Origin of the sequence: Amycolatopsis arida, from assembly GCF_900115565.1 — a bacterium.
In the GTDB taxonomy this organism is placed as follows: Bacteria; Actinomycetota; Actinomycetes; order Mycobacteriales; family Pseudonocardiaceae; genus Yuhushiella; species Yuhushiella arida.
Genome location: NZ_FOWW01000002.1, coordinates 518635 through 542814 on the forward strand (window position 1 = coordinate 518635; position 24180 = coordinate 542814).

Consider the following 24180-nt stretch of genomic DNA (forward strand, 5'->3'; position numbering starts at 1 on the left):
TTTCGGACGATCCAGAAGGGCGACTAGGCGTGCACCTGCGGCGGTGCCGGCCGCGGCGAGTCGTCGCCGCCGACCACCCGCGCGCCCGGCACCGGCCCGTGCGCCACCCGCACGGTCCGGCAAACCCCCGCGCCGGCCAGCTCGGCGGCCACCGCCAGCGCCGACTCCGCGTCGGTGCAGAGGAACGCGCAGGTGGGGCCGGAGCCGGACACCGTGCCGGCCAGCGCGCCGGCGTTGACCCCCGCCCGCAGCGTGCGGCGCAGCCCCGGCCGCAGCGACACGGCGGCGGCCTGCAGGTCGTTGCCGAGCAGCAGGGCGAGCTGCCGCGGATCCCCGGACGAGAGCGCCTCCACCACCGGGTCGTGCGAGCCCACCCGCGGCGGGTCGCCCTGCGCCCGCAGCCGGTCCAGCTCCTGGTACACCCGCGGGGTCGACAGGCCCCGCTGGTCGAACGCGAGCACCCAGTGGAACGTGTGCCGGGACAGCACCGGCACGAGCTGCTCCCCTCGGCCGGTGCCCAGCGCGGTGCCGCCGTACAGCGCGAACGGCACGTCGCTGCCGAGCTCCGCCGCGACATCGGCCAGCTCGTCCCGGCTGATGTCCAACCGCCACAACGACGCCAGCCCCACCAGTGTCGCGGCGGCGTCGGCGCTGCCCCCGGCCATGCCACCGGCCACCGGGATGCCCTTGTTCAGCACCACTCGCACCGCGGCCTCGCCGCCGGACCTGCCGACGTGCGCGGCCAACGTCTGCACGGCCCGCCAGGCCAGGTTGTCCGCGCCGGTCGGCACCGAGTCCTGCCCCTCGCCGTACACCTCGACGCCGGGCTCCTCCGCCACCGCCACGGTCACCTCGTCGGTGAGCGAGACCGCCTGGAAGACCGTGGCCAGCTCGTGGTAGCCGTCCGCGCGCAGGTCACCGACCGAGAGGTGCAGGTTGATCTTGGCTGGCACTCTCACGGTGACGGGCGGGGGTACGACGGCGAGCACGGTCCCAAGCCTACGTGGCCGAACCGCCCGATCGGCGCGGAACGGCCAGCTCGAGCGCGACCTCGAGGGCGACGTCCCGCGGCGGCGGCGCGACCCGGCCGGAGCTGAACATGGGGTTGGCCCCGAGGATCAGCGCCACCAGCGCCAGCCGGGCGCGCAACTGCGTCGCCGGATCCTCGTCGTCGGCGCAGATCAGCTGGAACAGCTCCGCCAGCTTCTCGCCGAGGGTGTGCTTGAGCCCCAGCTCGCGCATCGCCGGCATGTTCTGCTGCACGAACTCCATCACCGGCCCGAACCGCTGGTCGACGAGCGCGGCGAAGCGGCGCAACACCTCCTCGCGCGCCCGCGGGCGCTCCCCGGCCCACTCGAGCAGCTCGTCGAGCGCCGCGGAGAGGTCGGCGACGAGGCTGTGCACGATGTCCTCCTTGGTGCGGAAGTGGTAGTAGAGGGCGGCCTTCGTCACGCCCAGCCGCTCCGCGATCTCCCGCAACGAGGTCTTCTCGTAGCCCTGCTCGACGAACAGCTCCAGCGCCACCCGCTGGATGCGCTCCCGGGTGTCGCCGCGTCGACCCGCCATCCACGTCCTTCCTGAGAACCGCTCGTTCCGGAGCGCAGGAACTTACTTGACGGCCGGCTAGTTTTGGCTACCGTGACGAACAGGCGTCCTAACTAGCCGGCCGGTAAGTTCTCACCGCCGTCCGAGTCTACCGCCCGGCCCCGTCCCGCTGGTGGAGGAGAACCATGACCGCGCTCGCCCCGACACTCGCCGACCGGCGCGCCGAGCGCCGCCGTTGGTGGGGCCTCGCCGCCATCGGCATGGCCCAGCTGCTGGTCCTCGTCGACGTCACGATCATGACGATCGCGCTGCCCTCCGCCCAGCGCGACCTCGGGATGTCCGACGCCACCCGGCAGTGGGCGATCACCGGCTACACGCTCGCCTTCGGTGGCCTGCTGCTGTTCGGCGGGCGGCTCGCCGACCGGCTCGGCCGGCGGCGGACGCTGCTCGGCGGCACGGTCGGCTTCGCGCTCGCCTCGGCGGTCGCCGGCGCGGCCGCCACCCCGGAGACGCTCGTCGCCGCCAGGGTGGGCCAGGGCGTGTTCGCCGCGCTGCTGGCCCCGTCGGCGGTGTCGCTGCTGACCATCATGTTCACCGAGCCAAGGGAGCGGGCCAGGGCGTTCGGCCTGTTCAGCGCGATCGTGCTGTCGGGCGCCGCGCTCGGTCTGGTGGTGGGCGGGGCGCTCGCCGAGTACCTCGGCTGGCGGTGGTGCATGTACGTCAACCTGCCGGTCGCGCTCGTCGCGACCGTGCTCGGCGCGGTGGTCCTTCCGCACGCCGAGGCGCACCGGGACACCCGGCTGGACTGGGTGAGCGCGCTGCTGGGCGGGGGCGGCACGGTCGCGCTGGTCACCGGGCTGACCCAGCTCGCCGAGCGGGGCACCGAGCCGGTCGGGGTGATCGGCCTGCTCGGCGCGGCGGTCGTGCTGCTCGGCGGGTTCGTGCTGCGGCAGGCCAGAGTCCGCGGCGCGCTGCTACCGCTCGCGGTGCTGGCCGACCGGGCCAGGGCGGCCGCGTTCGGCACCATCGCGATCGCCGCGTTCGGGATGTTCGGGATGCTGCTGTTCCTGACCTTCCAGATGCAGGCGGTGCTCGGCTACGGCCCGCTGGCGACCGGCGCGGCGTTCCTGCCGTTCGTGGCGGTCAACGTGCTGGTGTCCACCCAGCTCACCCGCCGGCTGGTGCCCCGGGTGGGGCCCCGACCGCTGCTGTTCACCGGCCTGCTCGTGCTGGCGGTGGGGCTGCTCGCGCTCACCCGGCTGTCCGCGACCAGCTCCTATGCCGGGGTGCTGCTGCCGGCGATGCTGCTGGTCGGTGCCGGCGCGGGGCTGGCGATGCCGACCGTGATGAACACCGCCACCGCCGGCGTCGCCCCGCGACACACCGGCGTGGCGTCGGCGTTCCTCACCACGTGCCAGCAGGTCGGCGGCTCGCTGGGCACCGCCGTGCTGAACACGGTCGCGGCCGGCGCGACGGCGGCCGTGGCCGGCGCGGGCCCGACAGCCCAGCCGCCGGCCGCGGCGACCGTGCACGGCTACGCGGTGGCCAGCGGCTGGGGCGCCGCGGTGCTCGCCGCCGGCGCCGTCGCCATGGGCCTGCTCAGCGGCTCCGGAGCCCGCGGGCGGGACGGGATCAGGCGGCGACGACGGCCTGCGGGCCGCGCACCTGGTGGGTGACCCGGCCGCCCTGCTCGACGACCCAGGCCACCGCGCCGTCGGCGCGCTCGCCGCGCAGGCCGAGCCGGAACCGGGCCACCGGGGTGTCCCCGATCCGGGTCAACCCGCCGCCGATGGTGGCCACCTCCACACCGAAGCGGGTCGCCGCCTCCGGCAGCAGCGCCCCGACCGCGGCGAACCCGACCAGCACGACGTCCACGACGCGGTCGTAACCGGCGACCTGCGCGGCGGGGGTGTCGATCGCCGGCAGCAACGCGCGGGCCGCGGCGCTGCCCGGGTCGGTCAACAGCCCGAGCACCGTCCCGCTCTCCACGAGCGTGCCCTGCTCCAACACGGCCACCCCGTCGCAGACCCGGCGCACCACCCCGGGATCCCGCGTCGCCAGCACCACGGTCACGCCGAGCTCGGCGCGGGCTCGATCGAGCACGGTCAGCACGGCACCGGCCTCCTCCGGCGACACACCGCCGGTGGGGTCGTCGGCGAGCAACACGGCCGGCGCCGCGGCCAGCGCCCGCGCCACCTCGACGCGCCGACGCTGCCCCGGCGTCAGCTCGGTCGGCTGCTGCGTGGCCCGCGCGGTCAGGCCGACCAGGTCCAGCAGCGTGCCGACCCGGCTGCGCCGCTGGGGGCCGGCCACCCCGAGCCGCTCCAGCGGGGCGGCCACGTTGCCGGCCACGGTCCGCTCGGCGTGCAGCGGGGTCCGCGGGTCGACCACGGCCAGCTGTCGGCGCACCTCGCGCAGCCGCCGCCCCTCAAGCGCGGCGGTGTTGACGCCGTCCAGCCGGACCACCCCACGGTCGGGGCGCTCCTGCAGCGCGAGGCACCGGGCGAGGGTGGACTTGCCGGACGCGGCCGGGCCGACGACACCGAACAGGGAACCGGCGTCGATGTCCAGGCTCACGTCGCGCAGTGCCACCACGGGACTGCTCTTGCCGGGGAAGGTCTTGCTCAGGTTCTCGACAGTGATCACGAATGCTCCAAAGCCAGTGGCGCGGCCGCGGTCGCCCGGGCGCGCGAGGTCGAGCGAAACCGTCCGGTGTGGACGGCGTGGCGGGTTTCGGAAGGGGCGCTGTCAGGCGGAGAAGGTCGAGCGACGACAGGCACTCACGGTGCGGCGGCACTCGTCGACTACTCGACGCCTGGTGAGCATTCGTGACCGATACACATGTCCTCCATCGGTCCTGGCGGTAGCACCTGCCCGCGAGCGGGTGGTTGCTGCGGCGTCACGGAGCCAGGTCTCTCGGCCGCTCGGGATGGATGCCTTTGCAGTACACCCGAAGCGTACCGCCCGGCGCAAGTCCCCTGACCCACGTCACACTCACGCCGTGTCCGCGCCCTGTGTACGGGCGTTCGCGTCGCAGGACGCGGACGCGCGTACAGGGAACGCGGACACGCGTGCGGGGAACGCGGACACGGTTAGCGGGCGGCGGCGATGCGGGCGAAGTCGGTGACGGTGAGCTGCTCGCCGCGGGTGCGGGGGTCGACACCGGCGCGGAGCAGCACCTCCTCGGCGTGGGCCGGCGAGCCCGCCCACCCGGCGAGCGCGGCGCGCAGCGTCTTGCGCCGCTGGGCGAAGGCCGCGTCGACCACGGCGAACACGGCGTCCCGGTCGGCGCCGGCGGGTGGCGTGCCGCGCTCGAACGCCACCAGCGCCGAGTCGACGTTGGGCACCGGCCAGAACACCGACCGCGGCACGGCGGCCACCTTGCGCGCCGTGCCGTACCACGCCAGCTTCACGCTCGGCACCCCGTACACCCGGCTGCCGGGGCCCGCGGCCATCCGATCGGCGACCTCGGTCTGCACCATGACCAGCGCGCGGACCAGCGACGGCAGCTCGGCCAGCAGGTGCAGCACCACCGGCACGGCGACGTTGTACGGCAGGTTGGCGACCAGCGCGCCGGGCGGTTCGGGCAGCTCGGCGGCCCGCACCCGCAGCGCGTCCGCGGTCAGCACGGTGAGCCGGCCGGCCGCGTCGGGCGCGTGCTCGGCGACCGTGCCGGGCAGCCGGGCGGCCAGCACGGGGTCGATCTCCACGGCGGCGACCCGCGCCCCGGCGGCGAGCAGGCCGAGGGTCAGCGAGCCGAGGCCGGGGCCGACCTCCAGCACCGCGTCGCCGGGGCCGACCCCGGCCAGCTCGACGATGCGCCGCACGGTGTTGGCGTCGTGCACGAAGTTCTGGCCGAGCTTCTTGGTCGGCCGCACGTCCAACTCCGCGGCCAGCCCGCGGATCTCGGCGGGCCCGAGCAACGCCGGTTCGGTCACCGGCCCAGCCTAGGCAGGGCCGGTCGGCTCAGCGCGGCAGGCCGAGCTTGCTCGAACAGTGCGGCCAGGCGCCGTAGCCGCCGCGGGCGTCGCGCAGCTTGGTGGCCACGGCGATCTGCTGCTCGCGGGTGGCCTGGTGCGGGTACGCGGCGTACTGCGAGCCGCCGTAGGCGTCCCAGGTGCCCTTGTTGAACTGCAGGCCGCCGTAGTAGCCGTTGCCGGTGTTGATCGACCAGTTGCCGCCGGACTCGCACTGGGCCAGCCGGTCCCACACCGCGCCGTCGGCGATCGGCGGCACCGCGGGCTTCTTGGTGCCCACCCGGACGACCTTCGGCTTGGCCTCCTTGACGACCTTCTCGGAGAGCTCCTCGCGCTTCACTTCCTGGTCGTTCTTCTTCGTGACCCGGTAGGTCACGATCTTCTCGCCGGGGGTGCCCTCCTCCTCGACGATCTGCTTGCCCTGCTCGAGGTCGGGATCCTTGATCTCCTCGACCGGCGGGTCGATGGTCTCGGTCTCGTTGACGACCGACACGCCGGTGCGGCTGATGTGCACCTCGGCGCCGTCGAGCAGCTTGAAGTCCATCCCGCCGTCGATCTCGTCCTCCGGGCCGAGGGTGAGGTGGAGCTCCTGGAGCAGCTCCCCCGCGGTGACCGCGTTGGTGGTCAGCTCGCGCGGCTCGTTGCCGCCGTCGAAGACGGTGACGTGCTTGAGTGTCTTGACCTCCAGGGTCATCCCCTCCAGCGGCACCTCGCCGTTCGGCGGGACGGAGAACCACGTGCCCTGCCGGACGAGGTCCCGCAGGCCGAGCTGGGTGAGCGCGTCGCCGACGCTGGTGGCCCGCACCCACGAATCGCGCGGCGTGCCGTCGACGATCAGGTTCAGCTTGCGGCCGCGCTCGAGCTTGATGACGCCGCCGTCGCCGACCTCCGTCTGCGGCGAGGGGGACAGCGCGTCGTGCGCGCCGACGCTGAGGCCGGCGTCCTCCAGCACCTCGCCGACCGTGTCGCCGAAGCTGCGGACGGTCTGCCGCTCGCCGTCGACCTCCACGGTGACGGTCTTGTTCATCGCCATCGCGGCGGCGCCACCGCCGGTCAGCGTGATCAGCGCGGCGAGCACGGCGCCCTTGAGGAAGCGGCGCTTCCACGTCCTGGTGGCGCTGGCCAGCTCGGGCTCGGGCTCCTCGACCGCCTCGGCCGCCGCGGTCCTGGCCACGCGGTCCTGGCTCGCCTCGTCCGGCAGCGGGAGCGCCGGGAGCATGGTGGTCTCGGCGTTGATCAGCCGGATCAGCTCGTCGACGTCGACCGAGGCCTCGGCCATGAGGTCGTCGGCGTCGGGCCCCAGCGCGGCGCGGACGTCCTGCGGGGTCACCCGCGGCTCGGGGGAGTAGTCGAAGAAGTCGAAGCCGCCGTCCGGGCGTTCCAGCGTCGCCGTACCCGCGCCGACCGCGTCCCGCACGCCGGGCTCGGAGCGCGCTCCGGCATGCCACTGACTACCAGTCACAGGGTCGATCCCTTTCCCAAGGAGGTCGTGCCTTCGCCCGGCCGCGCGGGTGCGCGCCCGCCGGGCCTTCCGGCTCCCACGGAGGACACTGCCAGCGCCCCTCGCGACCCGGGCGGGCCGCGTCCCCGACGTGCACTGACGTGACTGTGGGCGTCCCGACCGAGACCGGATGTCCGGCATCGGTCGGCACGATCACGGGACAGTAACGAAGGACGAGGGGGTTACGCAAACGCCCCAGGAGTGACGTGACCCTCGTCACACCCAATCGTCGCCCCCCGCCACCCGAACGGGCACGCTTCGCGTCGCTGTCACGTTCCGGTAGGCGGTACACGTTCCCCAGCTGTCGCAACGTGTTCACTCCGGTGTCACGCCGCGCAGCCGGAACACCTGCTCCGCGGTCGCCTCGGCCGCCGCGGCGACCTCCTCGACCGACTCGCCGCGCAACTCGGCCAGCCCGGCGACCGTGTAGGCCACGCAGTAGGGCTCGTTCGGCCGGCCGCGGAACGGGTGCGGGGTGAGGAACGGCGCGTCGGTCTCCACCAGGTACTGGCCGGCCGGCACCAGGCGGGCCGCCTCGCGCAGGGCGTGCGCGTTGCGGAAGGTCACCGTGCCGGCGAAGGAGAGCACGTACCCGGCGTCCAGGCAGCGGCGGGCGATCTCCGCGTCGCCGGAGAAGCAGTGGAAGATCACGTCGGCTGGCGCGCCCTCCTCGGCGAGGATCCGCAACACGTCCTCGTGGGCGTCCCGGTCGTGGATCATCAACGGCTTGTCCAGGCGCTTGGCGAGGTCGATGTGCCACCGGAACGCCTCCTGCTGCGCCTCGGGTGGTGAGAAGTCCCAGTAGTAGTCCAAACCGGTCTCCCCGACGGCCACCACCCGCTCCCCCGCGGCGAGGAGCTCCACTTCGGACTGTTCCGGTGGGCCGAAGTCCTTGGTGCGGGTGGGATGGATCGCCACGGCGGCGAAGACCCGAGCATCCCAGGTGGACGCCTCGGCGGCCCACCGGGCGGCGGCGAGGTCGTCGGCGACGGTGACCATCCGGGTCACCCCGGCGGCCTCGGCCCTGTCCGCGATCGCCGCGACGTCGGCCGCGGTGGCCGCGCCGCACGCGTCGAGGTGGGTGTGAGCGTCCGCCACCGGTGCCGGCAACCGCTCCGGCACCGGTGGCGGCTCACGCTTGCTCACAGTGCCGCCTCCCCGGAATTGAGCCTGTTGGTCGCATTGGAGAGTGAGCGTTCGGCTCGGTCACGTACTTGTGGCCGGGTTGTGTCACGTTCCCCTGAGGTGACGGTTCCCGAGGTTGACAGAAGGTGCCTCACGCCCCTCCTCGCTGGCGCTCGTCGGCCGCGTTCGCCCAGTCTGCCGCGTTGGTTCGCTCCGCGAGCTCCGCTCACGTCTGGATGGGGGCCCACTCGGGGCCGGTCTCGGCCAGCTCGGGATCGAGCTTGCGGAACAGTGGGGTGGGCTTGGCCAGCGGGCGGCCCACCTCGATCGGCCGCGACTCCCACCGCGCCTGCTCGGCCCCGTAGTCCCCGGTGAGGATCGGGTTCACCTGCCCGGGGACGTCGAGGTCCTCGACCTCCCTCAGCTCCGGCTGCGCGGCCCACACGCCGGTGCCGCCCAGCGCCTCGTGCACCTTCTGCGCGGAGTGCGGCAGGAACGGGGTGAGCAACGTGTTGGCGTCGGAGACCACCTGCAACGCGGTGTGCAGGACGGTGTCCCGCCGCTCCGGGTCGTCCTTGAGCTTCCACGGCTCCTGGTCGGACAGGTACTTGTTCGCCGCCGACACCACCCGCATGGCCTCGTTGACGCCGGCGCGGAACCGGGACCGGGCCAGGTGTCCGCCGACCGTGTCGAACGCCGCACGGGCCTGCTCCTTGAGCCGCTCGTCGACCTCCCTCGGCCGGGCGGGCCGGGGCACGGCGCCGTTGTTCTTGTGCGCCATCGACACCGCGCGGTTGACCAGGTTGCCCCACTCGTTGGCCAGCTCGAAGTTCACCCTGCGGACGAACTCGTCCCAGGTGAAGTCCACGTCCTGGGTCTCGGGCCCGGCGGCGGAGATGAAGTAGCGCAGGGTGTCCGGACCGAAGTCGCGCAGGAAGTCGTGCAGGTAGATGACCGTTCCCCGGGACGTGGAGAACTTCGAGCCGCTCATGGTGAGGAACTCGCTCGACGCGATCTCGGTGGGCAGGTTCAGCACGCCGTACGGGCCGGGCTCGCCGCCCTTGTCGCCCTGGCCGTTGTGGCCGAGCAACAGCGCCGGCCAGATCTGCGCGTGGAAGGTGATGTTGTCCTTGCCCATGAAGTGCACCAGCTGCGCGGCCGGGTCGTTCCACCACGCCTGCCACGCGTCCGGATCACCCGAGCGGCGAGCCCACTCGACGCTGGCCGAGAAGTAGCCGATCACCGCGTCGAACCAGACGTAGAACCGCTTGAGCGGCTGATCCCGCCAGCCGTCCAGCGGGATCTTCACCCCCCAGTCCAGGTCACGCGTGATCGGCCGGGGCCGCATGTCGTCGACCAGGTTGCGGGTGAAGTTGAGGACGTTGGGCCGCCAGTCGGTCTTGGTGGCCAGCCACTTGCCCAGCGACTCGGTGAACGCCGGGAGGTCGAGGAAGAGGTGCTCGGTCTCGACGAACCGCGGCTTCTCCCCGTTGATCCGGGAGCGCGGGTTGATCAGCTCGGCGGCGTCGAGCTGGTTGCCGCAGTTGTCGCACTGGTCGCCGCGGGCGCCGTCGTAGCCGCAGATGGGGCAGGTGCCCTCGATGTAGCGGTCAGGCAGGGTGCGCCCGGTGGACGGGCTGATCGCGCCGGTGGTCTGCTTGGGCACGACATAGCCGTTGCGGTACAGCGCGAGGAAGATCTCCTGCACCACGTGCGCGTGGTTGCCGGTGGTGGTGCGGGTGTAGAGGTCGTAGGTGACGCCCAGCCCGCGCAGGTCCTCGGCCACCACGCGGTGGTACTTGTCCGCCGTCTGCCGCGGGGTGAGCCCCTCCTTGTCGGCCTGGACCAGGATCGGCGTGCCGTGCTCGTCACTGCCGGACACCATGAGCACCCGGTTGCCCACCATTCGCTGGTAACGGGCGAACACGTCCGAGGGGACGCCGATGCCGGACACGTGACCGATGTGGCGGGGACCGTTGGCGTAGGGCCAGGCCACCGCGGTCAACACAGGGGTGCTCATGCCCGGTTAGCCTACGGATGGCGGTCCACTGCTTTGTTCGAGGGAGCCGCCTTTCGACCAGGAGTACCCCCGAGGGAGCGATCAGGGTGTCGGCGACGCGGTTGCTCGTGCTCGGCGTCGTCCGGATGTACGGCACGGCGCACGGCTACCAGGTGCGCCGCGAGCTGCTGTCGTGGTCGGCGGACAAGTGGGCCAAGGTGCAGCCGGGGTCGATCTACCACGCGCTGAAGAAGATGGCCGCCGAGGGGCTGCTCGAGCACGTGGACACCGGCAGGAAGGGTGGCGGCCCGGACCGCACCGCGTACCGGCTCACCGAGGCGGGCGAGAGCGAGTTCCAGATCGGCCTCGCCCGCATGTTGTCGACGGTCGACGAGAGCCCCAACAGCGAGGAGCTGTCCGCCGCGGTCACGTTCCTGCCGTGCCTGCCCCGCGAGCAGGCGATCGGGCTGCTCGAGTACCGGCTGACCCAGCTGGACGGGCAGGCGGCCAACGTCGGCATGGTCCTCGAGCGCGGCACCGACTGGGGCCACCCCGAGCACGTCAACGAGCTGTACCGGCTGTGGCGGCTGCACGTCGACGCGGACATCCGATGGACGAAGGATCTGCTCCGGCGGCTGTCCGCGGGCGAGTACGCGATGGCCGACGACCCGGAGCCGTCGTTCGACGAACCACCCACGCGCTGATCGCTTCGACCAGAGCGGCTCACCCGAGGCCGCGCCGAATCGGTTCGACCAGAGCCACATGGGCCGCGTTAATCGGTTTGACCGGAGCCACTCACCTGGGGCACAGTGGCGCCACTCGCTAGTCAAACTTGAATAGCAAGGAGGCGTCCCATGATCACCGCTCGCGGCCTCGCGCGGCGGTTCTCCGCCCGTGGCCGCACCGTCAACGCCGTGCGCGGCGTCGACCTCGACGTCGCCGAGGGGGAGCTCGTCGGCTTCCTCGGCCCCAACGGCGCCGGCAAGACCACCACCCTGCGCATGCTCACCACGCTGCTGCGCCCCACCGCCGGCACCGCGACGGTGGCCGGCCACGACCTGCTGCGCGACCCGCTCGGGGTCCGGACGCGGATCGGCTACGTCGCGCAGGGCGGCGGCACGCACCCGGAGTGCACCGTCGGCGAGGAGCTCGAGCTCCAGGGCCGGCTGTACGGGCTGGGCAGAGCCGAGGCCCTGCGCCGCGGCGCCGAGCTGACCGACCGGCTCGACCTCGCCGACCTCGACGCCCGGCCCACCAAGACCCTCTCCGGCGGGCAGCGGCGCCGGCTGGACATCGCGCTGGGCCTGATCCACCAGCCCGCGCTGGTCTTCCTCGACGAGCCGACCACCGGGCTCGACCCGCAGAGCCGGGCCAACCTGTGGGAGCACATCCGCCGGCTGCGCGCCGAGCACGGCGTCACCGTGTTCCTGACCACCCACTACCTCGACGAGGCCGACGCCCTGTGCGACCGGATCCTGGTGATCGACCACGGCCGGATCGTCGCCGGAGGCAGCCCGGACTCGCTCAAGGCCCAGGTCTCCGGGGACGGCATGACCGTCGACGTGGCGCGCGAGCACACCACCGCCGCCATGGACGTCGCCGGCCGGCTGCCCGGCGCGCACGAGGTGGCGGCCGAGCCCGGCACGGTCCGGCTCCGGGTGCCGCGCGGCGACCAGGCCCTGCCCGAGTTGCTGCGGGCCCTGGACGCGGCCGGCGTCCCCATGCTGGCGGTGCAGGTGCACCGGCCGACGCTGGACGACGTGTTCCTCACCCTGACCGGCCGGACCCTGCGCGACGCGGAGGGTCCGGGCCCCGAGGCTCCGGAGGAGTCCGGCCATGCCGCGTGACCTCTGGCTGATCTTCCGCCGCGACCTGCGGCTGTCGCTGCGCAACCCGGCCTGGCTGTTCATCCAGATCCTGCAACCGCTGCTGTACCTGCTGCTGTTCGGGCCGCTGCTGCAGTGGATGGTGGCCAACACGCCCGGCTTCCCTCCCGGCGACGTGTGGACGATCTTCACCCCGGCGCTGCTGGTGATGGTCGCGCTGTTCGGCACGTCGTTCGTCGGGTTCGGGCTGCTGGCCGAGTACCGCTCCGGCGTGATCGAGCGGCTTCGGGTCACCCCGGTGAGCCGGGTCGCGCTGCTGCTGGGCAAGGTGCTGAACAACGCGCTGCAGGCCGTCGTGCAGGCGATCGTGCTGATCGTGCTGGCGGTGCTCGTGTTCGGCCTGCGCGCACCGCTGGCCGGAATCCTCATCGGCCTGGTGCTCCTGGCGCTGATGGCGGTCACGATGGCGTCGTCGTCCTACGCGCTGGCGCTCACCCTGAAGAGCGAGGACGCGTTCCCGGCCACGCTCAACGTGGTGCTGCTGCCGCTGTTGCTGCTGTCCGGCATCCTGCTGCCGATCACCACCGAGCTGGCGCCGGGCTGGCTGTACGCGATCTCCCGGATCAACCCGTTCAGCCACGTGGTGGACGCCGCACGGGCCGCCTTCCGCGGGGACTTCGGCGCCGACGCCCTGCTCACCGGAAGTGTGGTGCTGGTCGCGCTGACCGCGCTGGCCGTGTTCTGGGGAGTGCGCACCTTCCAGCGCGAGAACGCGTGAGGGAGCGTGCGAACGAACCATCGCGCACGGCGCCGGCAATTCTTTCGGTGGTCCCGGGCGCGTTCCGCCGCGCCCGGGACCACCCCGCGGGTTAGTCTCGTGCGCAAATGTCCCTAGAGGATCCGGCCCGAGGAATCAACCTGGCCCACGCCGAAATCGTGGACGACTGGACCGCCGTCCGCGCCAGCGGCGCGGTCTTCGCCAGCGTGACGGTCACCGAGAGCCTCAACTGGACCGATTCCGCGGCCGTGCGTCAACTCCGCGCGGCGCAGGGGCTCGGGCTGCACTGCGGCGCCCGGCATCTCGCCCGGCCCGGCGGCGCGTCCAACCAGGCCGAGCACTTCGTCCGGACGACCGCTCCGCTCGGCACGTTCGCGCCGGGGGCACTGGCGCCGGCGCTGGACGTGCGGGTGCCCGGGGTGGACGACCGGTTCGTCCGCGGGTGGATCAAGGCGGTGCGACAGGCCGCCGGGGTCGGGACGGTGCTCGTCTACGCCGAGTACGAGGACTGGCTGCACCGGCTGCGGCCGGACAAGTGGGCCGACGCCGGCGTGGTGCTGTGGCTGGTCCGGCACAACGGCATCCCCGGCCGGCCTGGTTGGTTCCACTCCCGACTCGGCCTGCACGAGCACCACCCCGGCCACGACGCCCTGGTCTACCCCTTCACCCTCGCCGACATCCTCCTCTGACCGCCGTGTCCGCGCTCTGTGTACGCGTGTCCGCGCTCTGTGCACAGGTTTCCGCGTCGTGCGGCGTGGACGCGCGTGCATGACTCGCGGACACACGTGTGGGAGTGGTGGGTGACAATGGCGGCATGCGGGTGGCGCGCAGGCGGCTGCGCTCGGATGTGTCGGTGGAGCGCGCGCTGCTCCTGCTCGACGCGCGCGCCCGCGACCGCGGGCTGCCCCCGCCGGCCGCGCTGACCGGCCAGTGGTTCTCGGCGCGGGCGGTGCTCGTGCCGTCACTGCCCGCGCACGCCGTGACCGATCCGGACGTCGCCTTCGCCGCGGTGACCGACCTGCCCCCGATGTCCGCCACCGCGTCCAACACTGTGGACGGTGCGGTCGGTGGCGGCTGGGTCGGCTACCTCTCCTACCAGCTGACCGATCCGACCGGGCGGAAGACACCGCTGCCGAACGCGGTGTGGGGGTGGACCGACACCGTGCTGGTGCGCGACGCCGACGGCCGGTGGTGGTTCGAGGCACTGGTGCCACCGGGCTCCCCGGAGCCGGCGGAGCTCGCCGCGGAGCTGGAAGGCCTGCTCCGGCACGGCGAGCCCGACCCGAAGGGCTGGACACCGACCCGGCTGCACCGGCCGCCCGAGGCGGAGCACGCCGCCGCCGTGCGCGCGTGCGTCGACGCGATCGCGGCCGGCGAGCTGTTCCAGGCCAACGTCTGCAGCCGGTTCACCGCGCTGTTCGACGGGCAACCGGCCGAGCTGTTCGCCGAGGGAGTGCGTCGGCTGCGCCCCCGCCGTGCCGCCTACCTCGCGGGGAGCTGGGGCACGGTGGCGTCGCTGTCCCCCGAGCTGTTCCTGGCCCGGCACGGCCGGCGGGTGCGCTCCACCCCGATCAAGGGGACGCTTCCGCGCCGCGGTCCTGCCGACGCCCCGCTGGCCATCCGGCTGCGCAGGTCCACGAAGGACGTCGCGGAGAACGTGATGATCACCGACCTGGTGCGCAACGACCTCGGCCAGGTGTGCCGCACCGGCAGCGTGTGGGTGCCGGAGCTGCTCGCCGTCACCCCGGCACCGGGAGTATGGCACCTGGAGTCCACAGTGGAAGGAGAGCTGGCCGAGGGGCGCACCGACGCCGATCTGCTACGCGCCGCCTTCCCGCCCGGGTCGGTGACCGGCGCGCCGAAGCTGCGCGCGCTGGACCTCATCGCCGAGCTGGAGCACGTGCCGCGGGGTGTCTACACCGGAGCCGTCGGCATGGTCTCCCCGGTGGCCGGGCTGGAGCTGAACGTCGCCATCCGCACCTTCGAGCTGCACGGCACCAGCCTCGCGCTGGGCGTCGGCGGCGGCATCACCGCCGACTCGGACCCGGCCGCCGAATGGCGGGAGTGCCTCCACAAGTCCGCCCCACTGGACGCCCTCCTCGCCGAACCCCCCACCCCCTGAACCCCGAGATCTACGTTCAGGACCGCGAAATCTACGTGCGGGACGACGATTTCTGCGTTCGGAACGGCGCGCTCACCACGTCGGGCGTCGCGGCTCGCGGCCCGGCGCGGGAGGCGCCGGGCCGCGAGGTGCGTCAGCTGTCGAGCTGCCACTTGTAGGTCGGGCTCTTCACCGGCGCGTTGAACTTGCGGGTCCAGTCGGTCCTGACGTTGCAGGGCGCGACGATGCGGGTCTTCTTCGCGGTGAACGAGCGGCTCTCCTTGTACTGCTGCAGCCGCTTGGTCTGGCCGGCGGCCACGTTGGCCGAGTAGGACCACGAGTCCGACTTCGAGTAGCTCCCCCCGACCGTCACGCTGAGCGACACACTCGCCTTGGCGAACACGACGCCGGCCTCGGCGCTGGTGGTACCGGAGACCGACGCGTTCACCGAGGACGTGGTGGTCTTGTTGTAGGTGATGGTGCCGGGACCGCGCAGGTAGTCGCTGCGCAGGTTGGTCTTCAGCCAGCTCTTCGCCCCGTTGGAGATGGTGTAGTACACCTGGCCCACCTCGGGGCAGGCCGCTGCGGCCTGGGCGCCGATCCCCAGCGCGGCCGGCGCGATGGTGACCGAGGCGGTCATCAGGACGGCTGCCGCGGCTCGACGGATTCTCATGCGTTCGGTCCACTCTTTCGGTAATCGGTTCGTAAACCGATCGGGTGAACCGAAGACTAGCGCGCTCTGTCCACTCTGCACCCGCGATTACCGCACAATCTTCCCGCCGAAAGTCGGTACCGCCGGGCCGGGCCGTGCGGTAGTTCACCGGCCGCGTCTCGAACATCTCTCTCGTGGGTTACTCGCGGCGGGCGGTGAGCACGGCGTCGTACAGCTCCTTGGTGGACACGCCGGCGGCGGAGGCCACCTCGGCGGCGGCGGTCTTGAGCCGCTCCCCCGCGTCGACCCTGGCCCGCACCTCGCCGACCAGGTCGGCGGCGCTCACCTTCGGCGGCGCGGCGCCGGCCAGCACGACGGTGATCTCGCCGCGCACCCCGCCGGCCGCCCACTCGGCCAGCTCGGCCAGCGTGCCGCGGCGCACCTCCTCGTAGGTCTTGGTCAGCTCGCGGCACACCGCGGCGCACCGGGACCCGCCCAACGCCTCGGCCGCCTCGGCCAGGGTGCTGGCCAGCCGGTGCGGCGACTCGAAGAACACCACCGTCCGCGGCTCGGCGACCAGTTCGCGCAGCCACCGCGCCCGCTCGCCAGCCTTGCGCGGGGCGAAGCCCTCGAAGCAGAACCGGTCCGGCGGCAGCCCGGACAGCGCCAACGCCGTGGTCACCGCCGACGGCCCCGGCAGGCAGGTCACCGGCAGGTCCTCGGCCACGCACGCGGCCACCAGCCGGTAGCCGGGGTCGGACACGCTCGGCATGCCGGCGTCGGTGACCAGCAGCACGGTCCGGCCGGCGCGCAGCTCGTCGAGCAGCTTCGGCAGCCGCGCGGCCTCGACGTCGTCGTAGAAGCTCACCACCCGCCCCACCGGGGTCACCCCCAGCGCCGCGGCCAGCGTCCGCAGCCGGCGGGTGTCCTCGGCGGCGATCACGTCGGCCTCGGCCAGCGCCCGCACCAGCCGGGCCGAGGCGTCCCCGGCGTCGCCCAGCGGCGTGGCCGCCAGGACCAGCCGGCCGGCACCCGCCGTCTCGACCATGCGCACCCTCCGGACCCACGAACCCCGGCCAGGGTAGCGGCCGGCGGGGACGCCGGCCTCACACCGCTGACCTCACACCACTGACCTCACACCACTGCCCCTACGATCGATGCCCGTGACCGCAGTGCTGAACCGCCCGTTCGGGGACGGTGTGCGCCCGGGCCAGGCCCCCGCCCCGCCGCCCACCGACCGGGAGGCGACGCTGCTGGGCACCCCGATGCCGGTGGACCGGATGCGCGCGCTGCTGGTGACGGTGGTGCTGGCCCTCGCCGCGGGACTCGTCCGGCTGCAGAACCTCGGCTTCCCGACCGACCGCGGCGCGCCGGTGTTCGACGAGAAGCACTACGTGCCGCAGGCGTGGCAGATGCTGCGCAACGGCGGCTACGAGGACAACGCCGGCTACGAGCTGGTGGTGCATCCGCCGCTGGGCAAGCAGCTCATCGCGCTCGGCGAGTGGGCGTTCGGGTACAACGGCTGGGGCTGGCGGTTCAGCGCGGCGATCGCCGGCGTGCTGATCGTCGTGCTGGTGGTCCGGATCGCCCGCCGGCTCACCCGCTCCACCCTGCTCGGCGCCATCGCGGGCGTGCTGGCCATCTGCGACGGCGTGCTGCACATCCAGTCCCGGATGGGGATGCTCGACATCTTCCTCACGCTGTTCGTGCTCGCCGCGTTCGGCTGCCTGCTGATGGACCGCGAGCAGGTCCGGCAGCGGCTGGCGGCCGGCGTGCGGTTCGGTTGGGTCGACGACTCGCCGTACGGTCCGCGGCTGGGCTTCCGCTGGTGGCGGTTCGCCGCCGGGGTGCTGCTCGGCCTGGCGACCGGGGTGAAGTGGTCGGGCGTGTACTACGTCGTGGCGTTCGGCCTGCTCTGCGTGGCCTTCGACGTCGCGGCCCGGCGCGCCGCCGGGGTGCGCCGGCCGTGGGTGGGCATGCTGCGCCGCGACCTCGCGCCCGCGGTGTGGGGCATCGGCGTGGTCGCCGTGCTGGCGTACCTGAGCACGTGGTGGGCGTGGTTCGCCAGCGAGACCGCCACGGACCGGCACTACGTCGAGATCGAGAACGTCCCCGCCGGCCCGTTCGGGTTCGTGCCGGCGGCGCTGCGCTCGCTGGTCGCGTACACGGTCAACGTGCTGGAGTTCCACGAGTCGCTGGCCACCCCGAAGAACGACCCGCACCCGTGGGAGTCGAAGCCGTGGACGTGGCCGATGGGGCTGCGGCCGATGCTCTACTACCACGAGCAGGGCGCCGCGGCCGCGGGCTGCGGCGAGTCGAGCTGCGTGCGCGCCACCATGCTCATCGGCACCCCCGCGCTGTGGTGGCTGGCGCTGCCGATGCTCGCCTGGGGCGCGTGGCGCGCGGTGTTCCGCACCGACTGGCGCTACGCCGCCGTGCTCGCCGGCTACCTCGCCGGGTTGCTGCCGTGGTTCGTCAACCTCGACCGGCAGATGTACTTCTTCTACGCCACGCCAATCGCGCCGTTCCTGGTGCTCGGGCTGACGCTGGCGCTCGGGCACGTACTCGGCCGGCGGCACCACGGCCGGGAACGGCGGGGCACCGGCCTGCTCGCGGTGGCACTGTACGTCGGGCTGGTGGTGGCCAACTTCGTGTGGCTCTGGCCGATCCTCAACGGCGACTCGATCACCCAGGACCGCTGGCAGGCCGAGCTCTGGCTGCCCTCCTGGCGCTGACCGGTGACGGCCGGCGACGGCCGGGAGCGCATCCGCGCCCCTCCCGTTCTCGTCATCGATTCCGCCTATTGCTCCGTTTCGCGGATCACCTCGGCATGAGAGCGCTCTCACAGTCAACGCGTTCTGACCGCCCGGCGTCGTGGCTCGGTCAGCGCACCCGGGGCACCACGCGGGTGACCGGGCCGTCCGGCGACTTGCCCACCCTGGCCAGCCAGCCCTCGACCTCCTTGCGCACGGCGTCCAGCGTGGGCCGGTTCCGCGGCTGCGGGTCGAGGGAGGCGGCCAGCAGCCGGGCGTGCACGCTCTGCCGCGGCAGTCTGCTCGGCGGCTCGGCGCGGGCGGCGGCCATCAGCGCGGCCATCGGCGTCTCCCTGGTGCCGCGTGGTGGCGCGCCGGACAGCGCGTAGCTCACCGTCGCGGCGAGCTGCCAGGCGTCCGACGCCGGGCTGGCCGGCGCCCCGGTCGCGGCCTCCGGGGCCACGTAGTCCGGCGTGCCGATCATCATCCCGGTCGCGGTCATCGTGGAGTCGCCCTTGCTGCGGGCGATGCCGAAGTCGATCAGGTGCGCCAATCCGCCGGGGTCGAGGATGACGTTCGACGGCTTCACGTCGCGGTGCAGCACGCCACGCGCGTGCGCCGCCGCCAGCGCGCTCGCCATGGTGGCCCACAACCGGCCGGCGGCGATGTCGTCCAGCGGCCCCACGGTGTCCACCACGGTGGCCAGCGCCTGCCCCTCGAGGTACTCCATGACCAGCGCGAGGCCGTCCGGCTCCTCGACCAGGTCGTACACCCGCACGCAGTTGGGGTGGTTCAGCGCGGCCAACGCCCGCGCCTCGCGGGCCATGCGCTCCTCGGTGTCCCGGTCCGGGGCGTGCGCGATCTTCAGTGCGACCGTGCGGCCGAGCTGGTTGTCCACCGCCTCCCACACGGTGCCGAACCCGCCGTGGCCGAGCCGCCGCACCCGGCGGTAACGGCTGCCGCCGGCCGCGCTCGACCCCGGCGGCAGCGGCACCGGGCCCGGCGCGGCGGCCAGCGCGGGCGCGGGCTCGGGGGGCGGCTCCGGCGCGGGGGCGACCGAGGTGGGCGGGTACTGCCGCGGAGGAGGGGGCGGCGGCTCCTCCTGCCGGGGCGGGACGTAGGGCGGCGGCTTCTCCGGCGGCGGTGGCGGCCGCTCGGGTTCCTGCTGGGAGCGCTTGATGGCGGCCCAACTCGGCGGGCCGACCAGCGACACCGGCACGAGCCCGAGCACCGCGGCCGGCAGGTAGCCCAGCCACAGGTGCACGGCGGTGTTGGCCTCGACGCCCACGGAGAACACCACGAACGCCACGAAGGACAGCCAGAAGAACCGGCCCGGCCACGCGGGCCCGCGCCGGAAGGCCGCCCTGGCCTGCAGCATCACGAACAGCAGGGACAGCGCGGGCAGGCCGACCAGCGCGCCGAGGTAGTAGCCGTAGGCCAGCGCGTCGCCCGAGTAGTAGAACAGCGTCTCGAAGACGTTGCGGCCGCCGCCGAGGTAGTCCGACTGCTGGCCGATGAAGCAGTACTCGACCCGCATCCGCTCGGCCTCGGCCGAGGTGAGCCCGCCCCTGTTGCCGTTGAACACCGCGCGGTAGACGCTGGAGATGCCGGTGAAGGCCAGCCAGGGCAGCACCAGCACGAACAGCACGCCGAGCCCGCCGAACACGGACACGGTCGCGGTGTTGTAGCGGTTGCCGGTGCCCTTGCGGACGATCGCGGCGATCACCGCGCCGAGCACCGGGAACAGCGCGACCAGCACGCCGGCGGCGCTGGTGGCCCACACCCAGTCGCCAGGGCAGAGCCCCGGGCTGAACAGCTGGTAGGCCAGGGACAGCAGAGAGCTCGCGAACGACTCCACCCCTCGCTCCTTCGCTGTCCGTGATCACCGGTGCGCGCCGGGTCCTCCACCGCCCGGCGCGTCCTCCCAGTATGTCGTTTCGCACCGGGGCGGGGTTGCCCGGCCGGTCCTTCGCCACTGGTCGCCACACCCACCGGCACGGTCCATCATGGGACTCCCGTCCCGCCGGGCGGTGGAGTTCGGTGGAGGTCGGTCGAGGCCAGTGGAGAACGAGGAGGTACCCGTGGGTGCGTATGCCGAGGAGTACCGGCGCAGCCTGGAGGACCCGGAGGGGTTCTGGCTCGCGGCGGCCGAGCGGATCGAGTGGACCCGCCGGCCCACCCGCGCGCTGGACGCCGGCGCCGCACCGCTGTACCGGTGGTTCCCGGACGGCGAGCTCAACACCACGGTCAACGCGCTCGACTGGCACGTCCGGGACGGCCGGGGCGGGCAGCCGGCGCTGATCCACGACTCGCCGGTGACCGGGACGAAGCGGACGTACACCTACGCGGAGCTGCTCGCCGAGGTGGCCCGGTTCGCCGGCGCGCTGCGCGGGCTCGGCGTCGGCAGGGGTGACCGGGTGATCATCTACATGCCGATGGTGCCCGAGGCGGTGATCGCGATGCTGGGCTGCGCGCGGATCGGGGCGGTGCACTCGGTGGTGTTCGGCGGGTTCGCGCCGCGCGAGCTGGCGGCGCGGATCGAGGACGCCGAGCCGAAGGTGATCCTCGCGGCCTCGTGCGGCATCGAGCCGAACCGGGTGGTCGAGTACAAGCCGATCGTGGACGAGGCGCTGGCCGGCACCCGGCACCAGCCGGACCGGGTGGTGGTGCTGCAGCGCGCGGCCGCGCGCGCCGAGCTGGGCGAGCGCGACCTCGACTGGGCCGAGCTGGTGGTCGGCGCCGAGCCGGCCGACCCGGTGCCGGTCGCGGCCACCGATCCGCTCTACATCCTCTACACCTCCGGCACCACCGGGCGACCCAAGGGCGTGGTGCGCGACACCGGCGGACACGCGGTGGCGCTGGCCTGGTCGCTGGAGAAGGTGTACGACATCCACCCCGGCGACGTCTGGTGGACCGCCTCCGACGTCGGCTGGGTGGTCGGCCACTCCTACATCGTGTACGCGCCGCTGCTGGTGGGCGCGACCACGATCCTCTACGAGGGCAAGCCGGTCGGGACCCCGGACGCCGGCGCGTTCTGGCGGGTGATCGCCGAGCACGGGGTGCGCGCGCTGTTCACCGCGCCCACGGCGTTGCGGGCGGTGAAGAAGGTCGACCCGGACGCCGCGGAGACCGCGAAGTACGACCTGTCCGCGTTCCGCACCCTGTTCCTGGCCGGCGAGCGGCTGGACCCGGAGACCCACACGTGGGCGCACCGCACGCTCGGCGTGCCGGTGGTCGACCACTGGTGGCAGACCGAGACCGGGTGGCCGATCGCCGCCAACCCGCGCGGCATCGAGCCGCTGCCGGTCAAGCCCGGCTCGGCGACCGTGCCGATGCCCGGCTGGGACGTGCGGATCCTGGGCCCCGCCGGCGAGGAGCTGCCGCCCGGCACCGAGGGGGCGATCGCCATCCGGCTGCCGCTGCCGCCGGGGTCGCTGCCCACGCTGTGGCGCGACGACGAGCGCTACGTGGAGTCCTACCTGTCCCGCTACCCCGGCCACTACCTCACCGGCGACTCCGGGTACCGGGACGAGGACGGCTACCTGTTCGTGATGGGCCGCACCGATGACGTGATCAACGTGGCGGGACACCGGCTGTCCACCGGTGCGATGGAGGCGGTGCTGGCCGCGCATCCCGCGGTGGCCGAGTGCGCGGTGATCGGCGTGCGGGACACGCTGAAGGGGCAGCTGCCGCGCGGCCTCGTGGTGCTGAAGTCCGGTGTGGACATCGCGGAGGAGGAGCTGCGGGCGGAGCTGGTGGCGGCGGTGCGCAGGGAGATCGGCCCGGTGGCGGCGTTCCGGGACGTGTCGGTGGTGGAGGCGCTGCCCAAGACGCGCTCGGGCAAGATCCTCCGCAGGACGATGCGTGGCATCGCCGACGGCCGGGACGAGCCGGTGCCCTCGACGATCGAGGACCTGGCCGTCCTCGACGCGCTGCGGCCCGTCCTGCGCGGGACGAGGAGCCGACCGGGCGCGGGAGGAAATGGCGTGGCGGGGTGAACCGACGCCGTTTCTTCACCGATTCGCTTCACCCGTCATTGCATTCCGCGCAACAGGGCAACGTTCGCGGAACGCCGACAGGGGGAAACTCGCCGGAAACCGACGCTCGTCGTACTCCGAACGGTGGATGTGACGGCCGGCACATTGGTCTATACCTTTACGGGTTGCTGCCCTTCCCCAACGGAGGTGCCCCAGTGCAAAGGAGTCCCGCGCGCAAGCGCAAGCCCCTGACCAGGCTGCTGGCCGCGGTCGCCCTGTGTCTGCCCGCGCTGGCCCTGCCGGTCACCGCGGGCCCGGCGGCGGCCGAGCCCGCCGTCGAACACTCCGCAGGGCGGTTCGCGACGGTCATCCCCGCGCCCGTCGAGGCGGAACCGAACCCCGGGGTTGACTTCTGGCTCAGCCCGTTCACCGTCATCCGCACCCAGCCGGGCTCGACCGAGGCCGCCCAGGTCGGGAACTACCTCGCCGAGCTGCTCCGCCCGGCCACCGGCTACCCGCTGCCGGTGCTCTCGTCCGGCCGGCATCCGCTGCCCGGCGGCATCTCCCTGCTGCTCGGCCGCACCGATCCGCGGGTCGGTGACCAGGGCTACCAGCTCGAGGTCACCAGGACCGGCGTGACGATCCGGGCCGACACCGGCGCCGGACTGTTCGCCGGCGTGCAGACCCTGCGTCAGTTGCTGCCCGCCCAGATCGAGGCGGACCGGCCGCAGCCACGGCTGTGGACCGTCCCCGGCGGCCGGATCGTCGACCACCCCCGGTTCGCCTACCGCGGAACGATGCTCGACCTCGCCCGGCACTTCCACACCCCGGACGAGGTCAAGGCCTACATCGACCACATCGCGGCCTACAAGATCAACTACCTGCACCTGCACCTCACCGACGACCAGGGCTGGCGGATCCAGATCGACAGCTGGCCGCGGCTGGCGCCCGAGGGCGGCGGCCCCGGCACCGGCGTGCACGGCGTTGGCGGCGGCTACCTGACCAAGGCCGAGTACCGCGACCTGGTGGCGTACGCGGCGTCCCGGCACATCACCGTGGTGCCGGAGATCGACATGCCGGGGCACACGAACTCGGCGCTGGCCACCTACGCCGAGCTCAACTGCGACGGCGTCGCGCCGCCGCCGCGGACCGACATGGAGGTCGGCTACAGCTCGCTGTGCATCGACAAGGAGATCACCTACCGGTTCGTCGAGGACGTCATCCGCGAGGTCGCCGAGCTGACCCCCGGACCGTACCTGCACATCGGCGGCGACGAGGCGCACGCCACCAGCGACGAGGACTACCGCAAGTTCATGGACCGCGTCATGCCGCTGGTCGGCAAGTACGGCAAGCGGATCATGGGCTGGGACGAGATCGCCACGGTGGACCCGCCGGGCTCGGCCGTGCCGCAGTTCTGGGACACCGACGCCGAGGACGCCGACGTGGCCCGGTTCGCCGCGCAGGGCGGCAAGGTGCTGCTGTCCCCGGCGAACAAGGCGTACCTGGACATGAAGTACAACGAGCACACCCGGCTGGGCCTGCGGTGGGCCGGCTTCATCGAGGTGCGGGACGCCTACGAGTGGAACCCGGGCACCTTCGTGCAGGGCGTGCCGGAGCGCGCGGTGCTCGGCGTCGAGGCTCCACTGTGGTCGGAGACGCTGCGCACGCTCGACGACATCGAGTACATGGCGTTCCCACGGCTGCCGGCGCTCGCCGAGCTGGGTTGGTCGGCCTGGTCGACGCACGACTGGGAGTCGTTCCGGCAGCGGCTGGCCGAGCACGGCCCGCGGCTGACGCTGCGGGACATCGACTTCTACCGCTCGCCGCAGGTTCCCTGGCGCTGACCGGGTGAGGTCGACACGGGCGGGGTCGCCGGGAGCGGCCCCGCCCGTTCCCGTTTCCGCCACCGTGCGCTTCTCCATCTCCGGCTCTGCTTTCTCCCGCCC

Annotated in this window: 19 protein-coding genes and 1 riboswitch; of the genes, 9 read left to right on the forward strand and 10 right to left on the reverse strand. The window is 73.0% G+C overall.

Annotated features, from left to right (window positions below):
• Positions 1–23 precede the first annotated feature (23 nt).
• Both BM051_RS07240 and BM051_RS07245 read right to left on the reverse strand, forming a co-directional pair.
• Complete coding sequence (locus BM051_RS07240; RefSeq protein WP_092529237.1) at positions 24–989, reverse strand: 4-(cytidine 5'-diphospho)-2-C-methyl-D-erythritol kinase; 966 nt, start codon at positions 987–989, stop codon at positions 24–26.
• 10 nt (positions 990–999) lie between these two features.
• Positions 1000–1566: a TetR/AcrR family transcriptional regulator gene (locus BM051_RS07245; RefSeq protein WP_092529238.1), complete on the reverse strand. Its 567-nt coding sequence runs from the start codon at positions 1564–1566 to the stop codon at positions 1000–1002.
• Positions 1567–1730: 164 nt separating this feature from the next.
• Between BM051_RS07245 and BM051_RS07250 the strand changes: the two genes are divergently transcribed.
• Positions 1731–3221 carry an MFS transporter gene (locus tag BM051_RS07250; protein WP_092529239.1) on the forward strand — a complete coding sequence of 497 codons (1491 nt, stop codon included), beginning with the start codon at positions 1731–1733 and terminating at the stop codon, positions 3219–3221.
• On the opposite strand, the gene BM051_RS07255 is transcribed toward BM051_RS07250, so the two are convergent.
• From BM051_RS07255 to metG, 5 genes are all read right to left on the reverse strand, one after another.
• On the reverse strand, positions 3178–4191 hold the full coding sequence (locus BM051_RS07255; protein WP_092529240.1) for a methionine ABC transporter ATP-binding protein: 1014 nt from the start codon (positions 4189–4191) through the stop codon (positions 3178–3180). The genes BM051_RS07250 and BM051_RS07255 overlap by 44 nt on opposite strands.
• Positions 4192–4390: 199 nt before the next feature.
• Positions 4391–4481, reverse strand: a riboswitch (SAM riboswitch).
• A 156-nt stretch (positions 4482–4637) separates the two neighbouring features.
• Complete coding sequence (gene rsmA / locus BM051_RS07260) at positions 4638–5483, reverse strand: 16S rRNA (adenine(1518)-N(6)/adenine(1519)-N(6))-dimethyltransferase RsmA (protein ID WP_092529241.1); 846 nt, start codon at positions 5481–5483, stop codon at positions 4638–4640.
• Between the two features lie 28 nt (positions 5484–5511).
• Positions 5512–6939 (reverse strand): resuscitation-promoting factor, encoded by a 1428-nt coding sequence (locus tag BM051_RS07265; protein WP_424923232.1) that lies wholly within the window; start codon positions 6937–6939, stop codon positions 5512–5514.
• A gap of 399 nt (positions 6940–7338) precedes the next feature.
• Positions 7339–8169, reverse strand: a complete 831-nt coding sequence (locus BM051_RS07270) for a TatD family hydrolase (protein WP_092529243.1) — start codon at positions 8167–8169, stop codon at positions 7339–7341.
• Between the two features lie 205 nt (positions 8170–8374).
• Complete coding sequence (gene metG / locus BM051_RS07275) at positions 8375–10168, reverse strand: methionine--tRNA ligase (protein WP_092529244.1); 1794 nt, start codon at positions 10166–10168, stop codon at positions 8375–8377.
• An 86-nt stretch (positions 10169–10254) separates the two neighbouring features.
• Between metG and BM051_RS07280 the strand changes: the two genes are divergently transcribed.
• From BM051_RS07280 to BM051_RS07300, 5 genes are all read left to right on the forward strand, one after another.
• Entirely contained in the window at positions 10255–10851 is a 597-nt protein-coding gene (locus tag BM051_RS07280) for a PadR family transcriptional regulator (RefSeq protein WP_092529245.1), read from the forward strand.
• 150 nt (positions 10852–11001) lie between these two features.
• On the forward strand, positions 11002–11994 hold the full coding sequence (locus tag BM051_RS07285; RefSeq protein ID WP_092529246.1) for an ATP-binding cassette domain-containing protein: 993 nt from the start codon (positions 11002–11004) through the stop codon (positions 11992–11994).
• Entirely contained in the window at positions 11984–12751 is a 768-nt protein-coding gene (locus tag BM051_RS07290; RefSeq protein ID WP_092529247.1) for an ABC transporter permease, read from the forward strand. Before BM051_RS07285 ends, BM051_RS07290 begins: the two co-directional genes overlap by 11 nt.
• Before the next feature lie 107 nt (positions 12752–12858).
• Positions 12859–13440, forward strand: coding sequence for a GH25 family lysozyme (locus BM051_RS07295; RefSeq protein WP_092529248.1), 582 nt, complete (start codon positions 12859–12861; stop codon positions 13438–13440).
• 125 nt (positions 13441–13565) lie between these two features.
• The gene (locus tag BM051_RS07300; protein WP_092529656.1) at positions 13566–14873 is read left to right on the forward strand and encodes an aminodeoxychorismate synthase component I; all 1308 of its coding nucleotides are present in this window, start codon (positions 13566–13568) and stop codon (positions 14871–14873) included.
• 133 nt (positions 14874–15006) lie between these two features.
• Here the strand turns inward: BM051_RS07300 and BM051_RS07305 are convergent, their stop codons facing one another.
• Positions 15007–15525, reverse strand: coding sequence for a hypothetical protein (locus tag BM051_RS07305; protein WP_134045877.1), 519 nt, complete (start codon positions 15523–15525; stop codon positions 15007–15009).
• Positions 15526–15703: 178 nt separating this feature from the next.
• Positions 15704–16552 carry a 16S rRNA (cytidine(1402)-2'-O)-methyltransferase gene (rsmI, locus tag BM051_RS07310; RefSeq protein WP_092529250.1) on the reverse strand — a complete coding sequence of 283 codons (849 nt, stop codon included), beginning with the start codon at positions 16550–16552 and terminating at the stop codon, positions 15704–15706.
• Positions 16553–16667: 115 nt separating this feature from the next.
• Between rsmI and BM051_RS07315 the strand changes: the two genes are divergently transcribed.
• Positions 16668–18239, forward strand: a complete 1572-nt coding sequence (locus BM051_RS07315) for a dolichyl-phosphate-mannose--protein mannosyltransferase (RefSeq protein WP_092529251.1) — start codon at positions 16668–16670, stop codon at positions 18237–18239.
• Between the two features lie 148 nt (positions 18240–18387).
• Here the strand turns inward: BM051_RS07315 and BM051_RS07320 are convergent, their stop codons facing one another.
• Complete coding sequence (locus BM051_RS07320) at positions 18388–20115, reverse strand: serine/threonine-protein kinase (protein ID WP_092529252.1); 1728 nt, start codon at positions 20113–20115, stop codon at positions 18388–18390.
• Between the two features lie 223 nt (positions 20116–20338).
• Between BM051_RS07320 and BM051_RS07325 the strand changes: the two genes are divergently transcribed.
• Together BM051_RS07325 and BM051_RS07330 are read left to right on the forward strand one after the other, a co-directional pair.
• Positions 20339–22255, forward strand: coding sequence for a propionyl-CoA synthetase (locus BM051_RS07325; RefSeq protein ID WP_243859207.1), 1917 nt, complete (start codon positions 20339–20341; stop codon positions 22253–22255).
• 194 nt (positions 22256–22449) lie between these two features.
• The gene (locus BM051_RS07330) at positions 22450–24078 is read left to right on the forward strand and encodes a beta-N-acetylhexosaminidase (RefSeq protein WP_243859208.1); all 1629 of its coding nucleotides are present in this window, start codon (positions 22450–22452) and stop codon (positions 24076–24078) included.
• The last annotated feature ends 102 nt before the right edge of the window (positions 24079–24180 follow it).